Source organism: Pontibacterium sinense (assembly GCF_015209595.1).
Taxonomy (GTDB): domain Bacteria; phylum Pseudomonadota; class Gammaproteobacteria; order Pseudomonadales; family Balneatricaceae; genus Pontibacterium; species Pontibacterium sinense.
Map to the genome: position 1 here is coordinate 1 of NZ_JADEYS010000036.1, position 14,927 is coordinate 14,927.

11 protein-coding genes and 1 tRNA gene are annotated in these 14,927 nt (G+C 49.3%); 3 read left to right on the top strand and 9 right to left on the bottom strand.

Annotated features, from left to right (window positions below):
• Positions 1-76: transfer RNA gene (locus IOQ59_RS20930), tRNA-Glu, on the bottom strand.
• 149 nt (positions 77-225) lie between these two features.
• On the opposite strand from IOQ59_RS20930, the gene IOQ59_RS20935 reads away from it, so the two are divergent.
• Positions 226-966 carry a hypothetical protein gene (locus tag IOQ59_RS20935; RefSeq protein ID WP_193955432.1) on the top strand — a complete coding sequence of 247 codons (741 nt, stop codon included), beginning with the start codon at positions 226-228 and terminating at the stop codon, positions 964-966.
• A gap of 32 nt (positions 967-998) precedes the next feature.
• Here the strand turns inward: IOQ59_RS20935 and IOQ59_RS20940 are convergent, their stop codons facing one another.
• Positions 999-3,497, bottom strand: a complete 2,499-nt coding sequence (locus tag IOQ59_RS20940; protein ID WP_193955433.1) for a bifunctional diguanylate cyclase/phosphodiesterase — start codon at positions 3,495-3,497, stop codon at positions 999-1,001.
• Positions 3,498-3,585: 88 nt separating this feature from the next.
• On the opposite strand from IOQ59_RS20940, the gene IOQ59_RS20945 reads away from it, so the two are divergent.
• On the top strand, positions 3,586-4,656 hold the full coding sequence (locus IOQ59_RS20945) for an ABC transporter substrate-binding protein (RefSeq protein ID WP_193955434.1): 1,071 nt from the start codon (positions 3,586-3,588) through the stop codon (positions 4,654-4,656).
• A gap of 73 nt (positions 4,657-4,729) precedes the next feature.
• Here the strand turns inward: IOQ59_RS20945 and IOQ59_RS20950 are convergent, their stop codons facing one another.
• Both IOQ59_RS20950 and exaC read right to left on the bottom strand, forming a co-directional pair.
• Positions 4,730-5,878, bottom strand: coding sequence for a YeeE/YedE family protein (locus IOQ59_RS20950; RefSeq protein WP_193955435.1), 1,149 nt, complete (start codon positions 5,876-5,878; stop codon positions 4,730-4,732).
• A gap of 333 nt (positions 5,879-6,211) precedes the next feature.
• Positions 6,212-7,732, bottom strand: a complete 1,521-nt coding sequence (gene exaC, locus IOQ59_RS20955; protein ID WP_193955436.1) for an acetaldehyde dehydrogenase ExaC — start codon at positions 7,730-7,732, stop codon at positions 6,212-6,214.
• Between the two features lie 400 nt (positions 7,733-8,132).
• Here exaC and IOQ59_RS20960 point away from each other — a divergent pair, with 400 nt between their 5' ends.
• Positions 8,133-8,963, top strand: a complete 831-nt coding sequence (locus IOQ59_RS20960) for an HDOD domain-containing protein (RefSeq protein WP_193955437.1) — start codon at positions 8,133-8,135, stop codon at positions 8,961-8,963.
• A gap of 248 nt (positions 8,964-9,211) precedes the next feature.
• Here the strand turns inward: IOQ59_RS20960 and IOQ59_RS20965 are convergent, their stop codons facing one another.
• The 5 genes from IOQ59_RS20965 to pedF all read right to left on the bottom strand — a co-directional run bounded on the left by IOQ59_RS20965 (position 9,212) and on the right by pedF (position 14,547).
• The gene (locus IOQ59_RS20965) at positions 9,212-10,978 is read right to left on the bottom strand and encodes a PQQ-dependent methanol/ethanol family dehydrogenase (RefSeq protein WP_193955438.1); all 1,767 of its coding nucleotides are present in this window, start codon (positions 10,976-10,978) and stop codon (positions 9,212-9,214) included.
• A 461-nt stretch (positions 10,979-11,439) separates the two neighbouring features.
• A complete protein-coding gene (locus tag IOQ59_RS20970; RefSeq protein ID WP_228051076.1) occupies positions 11,440-12,387 on the bottom strand; it encodes a quinoprotein relay system zinc metallohydrolase 1 in 948 nt (315 codons plus the stop codon).
• Positions 12,388-12,398: 11 nt separating this feature from the next.
• A complete protein-coding gene (locus IOQ59_RS20975) occupies positions 12,399-13,172 on the bottom strand; it encodes a quinoprotein dehydrogenase-associated SoxYZ-like carrier (RefSeq protein ID WP_371871907.1) in 774 nt (257 codons plus the stop codon).
• 33 nt (positions 13,173-13,205) lie between these two features.
• Positions 13,206-14,117 carry a substrate-binding periplasmic protein gene (locus IOQ59_RS20980; protein WP_371871908.1) on the bottom strand — a complete coding sequence of 304 codons (912 nt, stop codon included), beginning with the start codon at positions 14,115-14,117 and terminating at the stop codon, positions 13,206-13,208.
• The gene (pedF, locus tag IOQ59_RS20985; protein WP_193955439.1) at positions 14,104-14,547 is read right to left on the bottom strand and encodes a cytochrome c-550 PedF; all 444 of its coding nucleotides are present in this window, start codon (positions 14,545-14,547) and stop codon (positions 14,104-14,106) included. The genes IOQ59_RS20980 and pedF overlap by 14 nt, the downstream gene beginning before the upstream one ends.
• Positions 14,548-14,927 lie beyond the last annotated feature (380 nt).

A 14,927-nucleotide genomic window follows, 5' to 3' on the forward strand; every position in this document is an offset into this window, starting at 1 on the left:
TGGCGTCCCATAGGGGGTTCGAACCCCTGTTACCGCCGTGAAAGGGCGGTGTCCTAGGCCACTAGACGAATGGGACGTGGATGCGTTTGAATTTTGCCTCAAACGCGGGACGTATTCTATGCAGATACATACGATCGTTCAAGCACTTTTTTTAACTTTTTTTCTATAAAATCAAAAGCTTTTAAGTTAGTGTACATTTTGATCAGTTCTGGATTGAGTCGTTTTATGAGTCCAACAAATATTGGCCTTCTGATCTTAGGCGGTATCGGCATCATGTCGGTCACAGCCTATATCATTCAGATGTATGAAAATCGCAAAAAAGCCCGTCAGCTAAGACTAATGCACCTGCAAAGCGCGATTCGTCGTGCGCACCACTTGCTGTCCAACTATCCACCACTGTTGCAGAGCCCGGATATCATCAAATTTTTGACGGTGTATCTCGCTCAGCGCTGCCAGGCCGCTCTGGAGTTGGAAGAATCTGAAACAATGTCAAAGGTGCTAAATGAAGCCAATGAGCGTGCTCAGAGTTCACTTGAGACGCCCCCTCACCCGGAAGGCTCAATTACACTCTTTGATTCACCTAACGGCGCACAGCGTGCACGAGCCATCATCAAGGAGTTCGTAAAGTTCCTCAAAGAGATTGAAGCCAAAGGGGAAATATCAAGTACCGTGAGTCAACCGATGATTCAACAAGCGAAGAATTGCTTTGAACGCACCGAGGTTGATCTGGAACTGTTAGAAGCGATGGTGACCGAAGAGGTCAACGATGGTAAACGCTCATTCAGCACTTATAAGAAATGTTTTATTCGCCTGAGTGAGTTGAATAAAAACCACCTCTTAGATCGCCAGCTGTTTGAACTGCGCAATCGTATGACAACGATTGCGGCTTATATTGAGCAGCGCACGGAAGAGGAACGCCAGCGCCGGCTTAAAGAGGAAGAGGAACAGAATAAATTCGGTTTTTGAGTGGATTACGAAAACGACTCGATAACTTCATATTACTTCGCCCTCTCCTCTCTATGTCGTTCCCGTTGTCGCAGCCAGTCACTCAGATCAGCCTGTGACATCGGGACGCCGGTCAACCACCCCTGAGCCGCATCACAATGCACCTTACGCAGGAAGTCATACTGCTCTTGTGTTTCTACTCCTTCAGCAACAACCGTCAAATGCATGCTGTGCGCCATGGCGACAATAGCGGATACAATGTCTTCATCCACAGGATCGACCGATAAACCATCAACAAAAGTTTTGTCGATCTTAACGCTACTGACCGGCAGTTTTTTCAGGTAACTCAGTGACGAAAAACCGGTCCCAAAATCATCGATAGCCAGCCCTACCCCACTCTCTCTTAATCGATAGAGTGACGACTGCGAATGTTCCACTTCCTGCAAAAAAACACCCTCAGTGATTTCAAATTCCAAACTATCAGGACGGAGGCCCGCTGTGTTCAGGATTGATTGTACGCGCTGACTAAAGGCCTGATCCCGGAGCTGACGCGGTGATAAATTAATCGCGATACGGGGCATATCCAATCCTTGTTCACGCCAGAGCTTCAGGGTATCAACTACCGTTTCAATCACCCACTCGCCAATAGGTATTATCAAACCACAGTCTTCAGCAATAGGAATAAATTTCAGAGGTGGGACTTCACCCAGCAGAGGATTATTCCACCGCAATAACGCTTCAGCACCAATCAGCTCACCTGTGAGCGTATCCACCTTCGGCTGATAAGCGACAGAGAGTTCATGATTCTCCATTGCCATTCGTAGTTGATCTTCAATCCGGCGTCGCTCATGCATCTCAGCATTCATGCCAGGCTGGAAAAACTGGAACGCATCACGCCCACTGTTTTTCGCATGATACATTGCAATATCTGCCTGGATGATCAACTCTTCAGCTTTGACCGTGTTCTCTGGATAGATCGAGATGCCAACACTGCTGGTCACAAAAGTCTGATGTTCACCAAGAATCATCGGACTCGCCACCGAATTGCGAATCTTATTTGCAATAAGCGCCAGATCGTCATTCGCCCGATCCGCTTGCAGATCCACCACTATCACAGTGAACTCATCACCGCCCATGCGCGCGACCGTATCCTGGGAACGTACGGCCTGCCCCAATCGTAAACTAACCTCTTCCAGCAGCAGATCACCAATCTGGTGACCTAACGTATCATTCACCGACTTGAACCCATCCAGATCGATAAACAGCAAGCCAACACACGTCCCGTTACGTTCGGCATTTTTTAACGCTTGCTGCAGACGGTCTCCAAATAAACTTCGGTTGGGCAAACCAGTAAGATTGTCAAAGTAGGCCAGCATCCGGACCTCCTGCTCGGCCGCTTTACGCTCAGATATATCGGTACTAGCGCTACCTAGAGCAGTAAATTTTCCACTACCGTCCAGCAAAGGGAAAATAGTCGTGGTGAAATGACGATAGCCGCCATCAACCTGTGCAATCGTTTCTTCAAACGTCATATCAGTCTGACGCAACCTGACCTGTGTTTCATAGTTCAGGCGGAGCTGTTGCGCCTCTGACGGGTTGCTCCGGGTCAGATCAAGCAGATCACTAAACCAGAGCGAAAACTTATCATTGATTAGCTGATAGTCGCCGTCCTTCGTCTTAAGACTCAGTGCGACAGGTAAATTATCAACCACTGTCCGTAACCGCTGGTCACGCTCACTGATCGCATCCAGCATATTGTTAAATGACGCACCCAGTGCTCCAATTTCATCGTCGGAATTTAATGCCAGTCGCGTAGCGGTTTCACCGGCTTTCTGGCGTTGAATAGTATCGGAGATATGACCAATAGGTCTGAGGACTGAGCGATGAAACACTGCGTAACCCAATACACAGATACAAAACACGGCAAGAATCAAAATAATGCCGGAACGTACAAAGATATCAGCAGCACCAGCCCGAATAGCACTAGAATCGAGCCGCAAATACACCACTCCACGATATTCATCCGGCGATAGTTTCACTTGCGCCATCGCATGCCCCCAGGCTTGATCTGTAACCTGAGGATCGACCCTGCTATGGAAACGATCACGGTAATTTTGCGAGTTGTACCCAGCAGACAACAAAGGATAAAACGTGACAATATCGCCTCCAGGGAGGAGGTAATGGCCAAACGTCCCTTGTTCAATGGACTTCATCAACACTTTGAGCATCTGCTGTGAAGCGTGATCGTCATCGACACCGGGATGAATACTAGAGGCCCATATAACAAACGGATCCCGGGTCACCACTGAAATACCCGAGATACCCTCTTCACTGGCAACGATATCTTCTACAGCGAAGCGTATTTCCTGCAGCTCGCTCATAACTTCAACCGTTTCGTTGATCGCAACGGCCAATAGTCGACTCCTTTCAACTGACTGCCAACGCATATGATCTTCCGCTACCCAGTTCAAAACCCATGCACCTAAAACAGCAAAGAGAGCACCGATAAACAGTAACGGAACAATAAGTTTTGTCCGGAGAGAAAACGTCATAGACGTCCTTGAGCTGCGCTATTGTACTCAAACTTATGCCACTGATAAGATCGAGATACAATAGTCTGTTAGTTATTCAGGAGCATTCATGCCTTCCATAGACCGCACCCTGAATGGTCAGTCCCGACACGCTATCCACCCACCTGCCTGTGTAAACTCTATGTTTTTAATTAGAATTTTTTGTTGTCTCAGCCTACTCACTTCATTCATAAGTCAGCCCTTATATGCAAAGGAGGCTACGGAACCCACCCCCGATATTCGTATCGCGATCGGAGATATCCCCGGATTCGATACGCTAATCGTAGAAGCAGCAGCAGCCCGCGCAGCAGAGCGCAACGTTCATGTTTCGATCAGCTACCTGCAATCTGAAGATCTCGCGACTCAGGCAATCATCAACGGGTTAGCCGATGTAGGGATTGGTACACCATACGCGTTGATCCACAATACCCGTGCGCCTCTTAGGTTGTTTTACCAACTCAATAGCTTACGTTTCTTTCCGGTGGTCGATACTCAACACTACAATGACTGGAAAGATCTGGACGGCGTACCAATGTATACCCATGGCGAAGGTTCCGGTACTGAAGCCATCATGATGCTAATGGCTCGGGAACACGATATACAATACAGCGCCATGCACTATGTACCCGGGTCAGGCGTACGGGCTAAGGCAATGATCAAGGGGCGTATTCATGCCACCATCGTTGATACCGAGCGCCGAAACAAGTTACTTAGTCACCCGTCAGGCAAGTTCAAAACGCTGCCGACACCCACCATCAGCGCCAGCGACGAAGCACTATACGGACATCTGGACTTCCTGCACACCCAGCACGCAAAGATATCTATATTGGTCGAAGAACTGATCCAGGTCTCACGCATGATCAATCGCGAACCGAATGCAGTGGTAGAGCTGAGGGATAAATACAACATCTTGCATCAATCCACCGACAACAAAGAAAGCGCGCTGATTCAGATGTATGAAGAGCTTGTCTCGGTAGACGCTATTCCTAACAACGGCGGTTATCCAACAGCCTCCGCTGCAGACCTGAAGTTTTTCACAGCATCCGGTACGTTGAATGAAAACTTGGAACAACTCAAAGACACCGATTTTTGGGAGTTTTCCCCGTTGACCAACGCCCTTGGGACAGTAGGTATTCAGTAACGGGGTGATCAACTTATTTGCTTCATTAAAAAAGGCTGCCAAATCGGCAGCCTTTTTTAATGAAGCAAATAGATCAGGAAATAACCGTGTCAGGTGTAGGCGCGGCTTCAGCCTCCTTCTGCGCACGCTTGCGACGTCGTTTTTCGAACCATTTCTGAGGTAGCGTCTGGCCGCTAAATTCTCGATCAATCAAGGTGTCTGTCAGACCGGCACCCGCCCACATAGCGGCTAACGCGACCCAGGCAGTGATAGAAAATGCAGAGCCCCCCGTCAGGCCTGCACCCACAGCACAACCGCCTGCCAACATGCCTCCCATTCCCATAAATACAGCGCCAAAGATGTAACGCACCATACTGCTGCCATCTTTAAAGCCTTGTAACTGTAATGTGCGGGAGAACAGCGCCGCCAGAAATGAACCGATAAATACGCCCGGCACCAGGCCCACATCAAAGTCCAGAGGTGCACCACCGGGTGTGAGAAAGTACATCAATGTATCTGCCGACGGACCGGTGAATGTCATACTTTCCACCTGGGTCGGTTCAAAGGTCTGATACGACATGTGATAGGTAAACCACCAGCCGCCTACAACCATCGTCCCTACGCCTACAGATCCAACCCACGCCCATGTCGATAGTTTGTTACGGATACCGTAAAAGACTGCAACGGCCATACACACCAAACCAATATAGATGCCGGTTTTATCTCCCCAACCAAGGAAAGAGATCAGCTCCAGTCCACCATCATCATGTAAAAGCCAGGCGCCTGCGACCGTGTCACGGGCAGGAGATAAAATTCCGCGCAGGCTTGCTTGCGCTACGGCAGCAAACAGCAGCCCCGAGAATAAGGCACGCAGATTGCCCGTCGCCGCCAGCACCAACAGACGAGCACCGCAGCCACGAGCCAGCACCATACCAGACCCAAAGAGCACACCACCGATCACCGCGCCGGAGAGAGAGCCGTAGGACGCCAGCATCCGAGAATCACTGATATCGAGCATATTGGCGGAGATCAGTGCCTGAGTACCCGCCACAGCAGCAGAAAATGTCAGTAACCAGATCGCTACCTTCTTACCAATCTGACCGCGCCAAAACTCAACGACAGCCGCACGTAAGCAAAACTGACTGCGTTGGGCGAACGTACCAAACATAATACCAAGTACCAAACCGCCCAAGGCAGTCGTACCGGCTTCTCCAAACTGATCGATTAGATACTCAAAATCCATGCTCACCCAGCCCCCGCTGATTAACCTGGCTGACCAAGCTACTGTTCTGAAACCGCCATACAACAGACCTGAAAACCGTCCGTCAGGGTTTCTGCCCGATCGATGCAGCGACAAATTATACAGATATATGCTTATTCTTGTTTGATATATATCAGCGATTTGTGCACCGCCGTTATACCCCTTTGGTTGAAGAAAGGAGATTTGTGGGGCCATAAACAAAAAAAAACGGCCCCTGAATAGGAGCCGTAAGCTTGGTAAACGCAGCTGCGTTAAAGAGAGATAGGATCAGACTGTGAGCCAGCGGATAACATCCGCTGGTCCAACCATCTAGGCTTAGAAGAAGCCCAGTGGGTTGATGTCGTAGCTGACCAGCATGTTCTTGGTCTGCTGATAATGCTCCAGCATCATCTTGTGAGTCTCACGACCAACACCGGACTTCTTATAACCACCGAATGCAGCATGTGCAGGATACAGGTGGTAGCAGTTAGTCCAAACGCGACCGGCCTGGATACCACGACCCATGCGGTAAGCACGGTTCATATCGCGGGTCCACACACCTGCGCCCAGACCAAATTCGGTATCGTTCGCAATCGCCAGTGCTTCTGCTTCGTCTTTGAAGGTCGTTACGGAAACAACCGGGCCAAAGATCTCTTCCTGGAAGACACGCATGTCGTTGGTGCCTTTGATCAGGGTTGGCTGCACGTAGTAACCGCTGTTCAGATCACCGTCCAGCTGCTCAACACTACCACCCATCAGGATTTCAGCGCCTTCTTCGCGGCCGATATCCATGTAACCCAGAATCTTATCGAACTGCTGCTGAGATGCCTGTGCACCGACCATCACATCAGTATCCAGCGGGTTGCCACGCTTGATCTGTTTCGCACGTTCGATCACTTTCTCGATGAACTTATCAGCGATAGATTCCTGAACCAACAAACGAGAAGGACACGTACATACTTCACCCTGGTTGAAGTAAGCCAGTACCGCACCTTCGATACACTTGCTTACGTACTCGTCTTCCTGATCCAGAACGTCTTCGAAGTATACGTTTGGAGACTTACCACCCAGCTCAGTCGTAGACGGGATGATGTTTTCAGCTGCACACTTCATGATGTGCGAACCGACTGGAGTAGAACCGGTAAACGCGATCTTCGCGATACGCGTGCTGGTTGCCAGTGCCTGACCTGCTTCTGCACCAAAACCGTTAACGACGTTCAATACGCCCGGTGGCAGCAGATCGCCGATCACTTCCATCAGTTTCAGGATAGATACTGGAGTCTGCTCAGCAGGTTTCAGGACAACACAGTTACCTGCAACCAGTGCCGGTGCCAGTTTCCATGCCGCCATCAGCAGCGGGAAGTTCCAAGGGATAACCTGACCCACAACACCCAGCGGCTCGTGGAAGTGGTAAGCAACGGTATTTTCGTCGATCTCACCGATGGAGCCTTCCTGTGCACGGATACAACCGGCGAAGTAACGGAAGTGATCAGCACAAAGAGGAACATCTGCTGCCAGTGTCTCACGTACCGCTTTACCGTTGTCCCAAGTTTCAGCAACCGCCAGCATTTCCAGATTTTCTTCGATGCGATCTGCAATTTTCAGCAGGATACCGGAGCGCTCAGCAACAGACGTTGCACCCCATGCTGCTCTCGCTGCATGCGCCGCGTCCAGAGCCAGCTCGATATCTTCAGCTGTAGAGCGAGGGATTTCACAAACATCCGCGCCAGTGACAGGCGTCGTATTCGTGAAGTATTCACCTTTTACCGGAGAAACCCACTGGCCGCCGATAAAGTTTCCGTAACGGGGTTTAAAAGAAACAACTGAACCGTCTGTTCCTGGCTGTGCGTAAATCATCTTGTAAGCCTCTTCTTGTTATTGACCAGCTCTTGAATTGGATAGCGAGCCGATTGCTAAGACACCGTTTCATATTAGCGAGCAGGACCGAGAGACAGGTATCATCCCTTGGCACACAAAATTTACTCACTTAGTAGTAGTTTTTGTGTGCTACAACCAGAAGAGGACGCGTGCTCCCTGCTGCGCACTTGCTTATTTATCCCTAAATATTTTGATGATTCTGCCGACAAAAAGCAGAGAAAAAAATGTAGTTCAGTTGCTGGCTTTTCTCCACCAAACAGCTTATTTATATAGGTATCTAAGCGCTCAGAAAGAATTGACAGCGCTTGATCCCAACCGCACTATGTAATTATTGAATAGTCATCCGAATGCACAATGGAACTCATCTAGGACGACAGTAATGAGCCACACCCCTGACAGTTACTTTATTCCCTCCCGCCCTGAAATTCTTATTCAACTCAATAAGTTGATTAACGATCAGGACATCGACGTTGATCAAATTTGTAAGGTACTGAAACAAGATATCGCTCTATTTTCCAGCGTACTGGCAACCGTCAATACACCGTATTTTGGCCTTGCCCGAAAAATCACCTCGCTGGAGCACGCCGTCACCCTGCTAGGTATCAACCGCGTTTTCACTATCGTACGCCTGGCAGCACTGCGGAACAGTTTATCCACACTGGGACCACTGGAGCGGTTCTGGGATACCGGTGCAGATGTCGCACAGATCTGCGGTATATTGGCACGCCGATTCCCGGAAGTGAATGCTGACGATGCTTATACACTCGGCATGCTGCACGATTGCGGGTTACCGCTGATGATGCATAACTTCAAAGATTACAAAAAATTCCTTGAGCGTATCCCCTGTGACAGCATTTCCGGTCTGCATCTGGCCCAGCTCGAACAGTATGGCGTCAGCCACTATGACCTTGGCTTTGCCCTGACGAAGTCCTGGAACCTGCCTGAAACGACCTGTGAAGCGATTCGCTTACAACCGGACTACAAAGAGTTTGTCCGTATCAAGCGCGATGATCAGGACGAGGTTCGCACTCAACTGTGCATTCTGCTGATTGCTAAAGAGATCAGTCGTAAATACCGCACGTACTGGCGAGTCAGCAAACAGGACATTCCGTTGATCAGCGATCTGGAACCGATCCTGAACTTCATGGGCATCTGCGATTATGACTTCTTTGATTTCCGTGACGATATTTTGATGATGCTGGAAACCTAAAAGACTACCGTTCTTCTCGCCCCTGTCTGGCGCAGGGGTTTCTCCTACTTCTTACACCACATAATTCCATTCCTATCCCGCTAACGGTTTTATACACCTCCTCCCTTCAGAAGCCCCCCTATATTCAGATCTTCAAGTGACTCCTAACAACCCAACACCCAAACGCAAAAAAGCCGCGGGCAGAACCCAGCGGCTTTTTCAGGTCAGGTACCCTTTCAGATACCTGAAGATCTATCAGTCAGATCAACTTACTTAGGCAGTTTGAAGGTCCACACGCTACCACCCTGGTTCAGGTGTTTAACGCGCTTAGCCACTTCACCACCCCAAAGTGGTACTGCACCACCCCAGCCAGAAACAACGGATACGTACTGCTCACCGTCCATTTCCCAAGTGATTGGCGAACCAACGATGCCGGAACCGGTGTTGAACTTGTACTTCATCTCACCGTTCTTAGCATCAAACGCCATCAGGTAACCTTCAGGGTTACCCATGAAGACCAGGTTACCCGCAGTTGCCAGAACACCACCCCACAATGGAGCGTAGTTCTTATAGCGCCATACTTCTTTACCGGTCTTAGGATCCATTGCACGCAGAACACCGATGTAATCGTCGTTCAGAGAGCTGATGGTGAAACCTGCACCCAGGTACGCTGCGCCTTTCTTGTAGGAAACTGGCTCGTTCCAGATATCCATCGCCCATTCATTGGACGGTACGTAGAACAGACCAGTGTCCTGACTGAACGCCATTGGCATCCAGTTCTTACCACCCAGGAAGGATGGTACGGCACGGATAGCTTTACCTTTCTTGCCGTCTTTAGAGTCAGCAGGGTTACCTGGACGGTTTTCGTCAACGTAGATTGGACGACCTTTTTTATCCAGACCTTTCGCCCAGCTGATTTCATCAACAAACGGGAAACCGCGGATGAAATCACCGTTTTCACGGTTCAGGACATACATGAAGCCGTTACGGTCAGCGGTTGCTGCCGCTTTAACGGTTTTACCACCATCCTTGTAGTCGAAGGAGATCAGCTCGTTTACACCATCGAAATCCCAGCCATCGTTTGGCGTGGTCTGGAAGTGCCATGCAATCTTGCCGGTATCCGGATCAATTGCCAGACGGGAGGAGGAGAACAGGTTGTCACCAGGGCGCAGATGCGAGTTCCAAGGCGCCGGGTTACCGGTACCAAAGAACAGCAGGTCAACTTCAGGGTCGTAGGTGCCACCCAGCCAAGTTGCTGCTCCACCCGTTTTCCACAGATCACCCGGCCATGTCTGACCTGCCTTACCACCGGAGATACCGTTTTCAACCTTCTTACCATCTTTCCAGATGTAACCCATATGACCTTCAACGGTCGGACGGGTCCAGGCAATCTTACCGGTTTTCGCATCGTAGGCTTCAACCTTACCGACGATACCGAATTCACCACCGGATACACCGGTGATGACCTTACCTTTAACAACAATCGGGGCCGCGGTCAGAGAGTAGCCCGCTTTGTAATCGCCGACCTTCTTCTTCCACTTCACTTTACCGGTGGTCTTATCCAGCGCAACCAGCTTGGCGTCCAGTGTGCCGAAGATCACCAGATCACCGTACAGCGCAACACCACGGTTGATTACGTCACAACAAGGCATAATGCCGTCAGGCAGACGTGCGTCGTACTGCCACAGTTCATCACCGGTTTTCACGTCAACGGCGAAGACACGGGAATAAGAACCGGTGACATACATCACGCCGTCTTTAACCATCGGCTGGGATTCCTGACCACGCTGCTTCTCACCGCCAAATGAGAAAGACCACACTGCTTTCAGGTCTTGAACGGTATCAGTATTGACAGCAGTCAGTGGGCTATAACGCTGACCACGTGGACCAAGACCGTTGGACACAACATCACCAGTGGTCATCTGGTCATTAAGAATATCTTTATCAGTTACACCAGCGTTCGCCATGCCAGATAATGACATAGCGGCAACCAGCGCCGTGACAGCAAAGCCTTTGCCTGTGGCAAATTTACTCATCGCTCTCTCCTTTACGGATTCGTTTTTATTTGGGCGTTCAGGAGGGCCGGGAAATATTCCCAACACTTAGATGAATTTTTGGTTTTTAGCGGATTTTCAACAATTCAACAGCGGGACTACTTTTCTACTTCCTTGGTACTACTACCCCAAAGAACAAGGCGTTCGAGAGAATTTTAAAAGGAATGATCGTGGGGCAAGCGGGACTAGAGTGGATGATTAAACGCAAAAATCCGGTGCTAAATGACAGGCAATAAAAAGCCCGCAAAGCGGGCAACAAAACAACAACATGCTTTTACATGTTCGTTTCTATCGTACTGTGGCATCTATTAAGTACCGACATCCGCCGAAGGTACTGATGTTATGACAACACGATTTCAAAAATGTTTGCTTCAAAGCTTAATGGGGACGAAACAACTGCATTTCAAGTACAAATACATACAAATTTTGGCTATTCAGCACGCTTAGAATGCAGCTTCTTCATAACTTGGATACAAGTGCACCACACTCCGCAAAAACTCCTGCTGACCTAAATTAATATCGGTAAACGCGGCAGGCAAGCGTGTCTGCATCACCTCATGCATACTCTTTCCCTGGTCCGCTGCCAACTTCAGCGTCGTATCCAACCAGCGTAAATAGCCAAGCATCTGATCCACCCCACGGGTATCTTTAACCACTGGACCATGCCCGGGCACCATCAGCGTAAAAGGGATATCGGCCAACCGCCTGAGTTCTTGAATCCATATGTTAACTCCTGGCGTATGCGGCGTGGTAAGCATTCGTTGAAAAAACACCATATCCGCTGCAAACATCACACCGGTCGTTTCATCCATCATCACCAGATCAGCACCCGTGTGACCGCTAAACGAATAGAACCTGAAACTGTGATCTCCCACCTGTAAACGCTCGAATTTCAGCGGTGCCGTTGGTAAGACAACCTCTGTGGAACGCATCCAGTCACCGACCATCCGGTACATATTTTCGGCAAAGGCATTCCCATTCTGAGCAATCTGTTCACCTGTTTTAGGTAATGCCCAGATCTTCGCCCCTGAAAAAGCCTGATTACCGAGAAAATGGTCAGGGTGTTGGTGGCTGTTAAATACGTGCAGTACAGGCTTATCAGTCACCTGTTTGATAGCTGCCAGCATTGCTTTGCCATAACGCAGAGATGGACCGGTATCGAATACCACCACGCCTTCAGAGGTCACCACAAATGCCGTATTCATAATATTACCGCCATTTTTGCGGCTAAAATCCTGCATTTTACCCTGCAGAATATATGTATCTTTGGCGATCTGTTGCGGTTTGATCTGATATTCAAGCGAAACAGCCTGCCCAACCGTTGCCGTCATCAGCAAACAAACTGCAACCGCCATACGCGCGATAAGATTAAACGGATTTATTGTATTCATCGTCTGATCCCCTACAACGCTTTCTCAAATTCATTGCCGTTGTTATCGCGTAACCAGAGATGATGCTTCGTATCTTGCTTCGCCACATCAAAGGTAATCACCGGGTTTTCACTCACCGGCGGGGATAGCTCCATCCGCACCAGTGCACTTCCCCGCGTATCTCGTAGCTCGACCTGCTGGATGAAGAATTCCGGTATAGATCCGACCAACCCCGTATCCATCGGATGTATCACCCGAAATTTATAACGACTGGCATCTGCTAACTGGAACACCCGGCTCTTGGTTTCGCCCAGATGGCTTTCCCAGTAAGGATCTGCATTACCCACACTTGGGGTGGTGCAACCACCACCGGATGCTGCCAACAGGTTACCACCCACATGCCAAACTCCATCTTTGGTTAATACAGCGGCACGCACGGGGGTCGATTGCTGAACCTTAATCCGCAAAGAGACTTTGGGTACGACATCCGGATGGGGATAATAGGTAAAGATATGCTGAATCGGGTTCAGATCTGCCCAGGCCACAATTCGCTGAATATCACCTGCAAACGCACTGGCATCCACATCTACAGGTACCTGAGTCGGGTCTTCAGCAAAGTCAGGCACACCAACGCGCACCCGATCATCAAACACATAGGGCGTATCACCCAGGAAGATCTGGCGATTGTAGTCCCACATCACTGAACTCAGCGGATCTTCCGCCGGTTCACTGGCGTACGATGGGACTGATAACAAAACACTGAGTATCAGACTTGGGCATAGGGTGAATATTGTTTTTATTTTCACGCGCCTTAATCCTTTATCTATGTTCAGCGGGCTTTACTTCACATCCTGATAAAGCCCGGGAAGTTCATATGTCAGGCCATATTGCTGATAAATCTTTTCCATCTCGCCAGTGCGGATCATCCGATCAACCACCTCTTCCACCGCATAACCCAGCTGACGGTAGGTACTCTTGATCGCCATACCCAGATCCCACTTTTGCTTACCCATCATCGGAAAACCGTTTTCTCCGATATGGAAGCTGGGATCTTTTGCCTGGAACAACTGCCAATCTATTTCGGCACGCATCCCCATCACGGCATCCACCTTCCCTTTTTGCATATGACGGAAGGCTTCATCCACATTGGTAAAATGATGGGCATTATCGCGCATACGGCCGCCAAACGCTGACACCATATAAAACGCCGGCAGACTATCGATCTCTACGCCAATGGGGTGGTACTGGAACACAGCAACCGTCGAGACCTCTTCGATCTTTCGACTATCAAAAGCGATACGCCAGCTTTCACGCTGATAGGGACCAAACATCACCACGTGCTCATTCACCATTTCACCGGTGGATTCTTGGCGGAATGCAAATTCACGGTCATAAGGCACACGCATCATCACATCAGCCAATTTCTTCATCGCTAATGGCTGACTATCATCTTTATCGAGATAATGACCTTTCCAGACGTTATTGCGCAGATCATCTTCCAGATTTTCATCTGGCGTAATCCAGTGGGGGCGGAATTCAAGATCCATGGCTTTTGCTATGCGTTTGCCGATTTCGGCATCGACACCCACAGCCTGACCATTTTGTTCGAAGGAGTAAGGGGGGAAATTGCGGTAGAGACCAATCGAGATATATCCCGATGAGATCACATCATCGTAGTAGCGCGCCTGTACCTGCCCGGCGAACGCCAGACAGGTAACCAGCAGAAACGCCGTTAGATTACATCTCAGCACGACGGGATTCTACGTAAGTGCGGATCGCCCAGAGTGCTTCCTGACTCAGGTAATCAGCCATTTTTGGCATGTAGACCGCGCCATCACGTACCGCACCGTTACGCACACGGTAGATATACCACTCATCACCATCGTAATCGGATTCCAGCTCGCGCAGGTCCGGTGCAATACCACCGGAGATCGCTTCCAGACCATGACAACGTGCACAGTTCTGGTTATATGCAGAAGAACCAATAGTCACTGCTTCCGCATTATCTTTGTTATCGGTACCGCGATACGGGTTTTCGTCAACCCACTCTTCACCCAACTGCGTCAGGTTACCGGTATCAACACCTTGAGGGGTCACGTCACCGTGCGCCATTACCTGTCCCGACAGCATCAAACATGTCATCGCAGCCGCAGCCACACTCAGCATTTTCTGTTTTGCCATTTTCAGTCACCTAGTTTTTATAATTCTGCTTGAGTGGCAATTCTTCCTTTACCTGGTAGCCACTCAGAATGACTAAAATAATATGCTGTTACGAGGGGGCTTCAGAACTGTACTTTGGCTTTCAAAAAGTAGTCCCTTAGTACTAAAAAAAGAGTACTAAAAAAAGAGAACTAAAAAGGCGAGTCAGGTCTAGCGATCGGAGCATTAAGAGGCAGCTCCGTCGTAAAAAAACACAAAAACAAAGGCGATAACCCATTGAATTTAAGGTAATTCATCGAAAACAAGAATCGTGCATCGAACAAAGACCCTGTAAATAATTCTGTGTAACTGCCAGGGTTAAATGTAATCCGCCAAGCGGTCTTCAAATTCGATCATAAATC

Coding starts and splice junctions, on each gene's coding strand:
- IOQ59_RS20940 (WP_193955433.1), bottom strand. CDS start 3,497: ATGACGTTTTCTCTCCGGACAAAACTTATTGTTCCGTTACTGTTTATC.
- IOQ59_RS20950 (WP_193955435.1), bottom strand. CDS start 5,878: ATGGATTTTGAGTATCTAATCGATCAGTTTGGAGAAGCCGGTACGACT.
- IOQ59_RS20945 (WP_193955434.1), top strand. CDS start 3,586: ATGCCTTCCATAGACCGCACCCTGAATGGTCAGTCCCGACACGCTATC.
- IOQ59_RS20965 (WP_193955438.1), bottom strand. CDS start 10,978: ATGAGTAAATTTGCCACAGGCAAAGGCTTTGCTGTCACGGCGCTGGTT.
- IOQ59_RS20970 (WP_228051076.1), bottom strand. CDS start 12,387: ATGAATACAATAAATCCGTTTAATCTTATCGCGCGTATGGCGGTTGCA.
- exaC (WP_193955436.1), bottom strand. CDS start 7,732: ATGATTTACGCACAGCCAGGAACAGACGGTTCAGTTGTTTCTTTTAAA.
- pedF (WP_193955439.1), bottom strand. CDS start 14,547: ATGGCAAAACAGAAAATGCTGAGTGTGGCTGCGGCTGCGATGACATGT.
- IOQ59_RS20960 (WP_193955437.1), top strand. CDS start 8,133: ATGAGCCACACCCCTGACAGTTACTTTATTCCCTCCCGCCCTGAAATT.
- IOQ59_RS20935 (WP_193955432.1), top strand. CDS start 226: ATGAGTCCAACAAATATTGGCCTTCTGATCTTAGGCGGTATCGGCATC.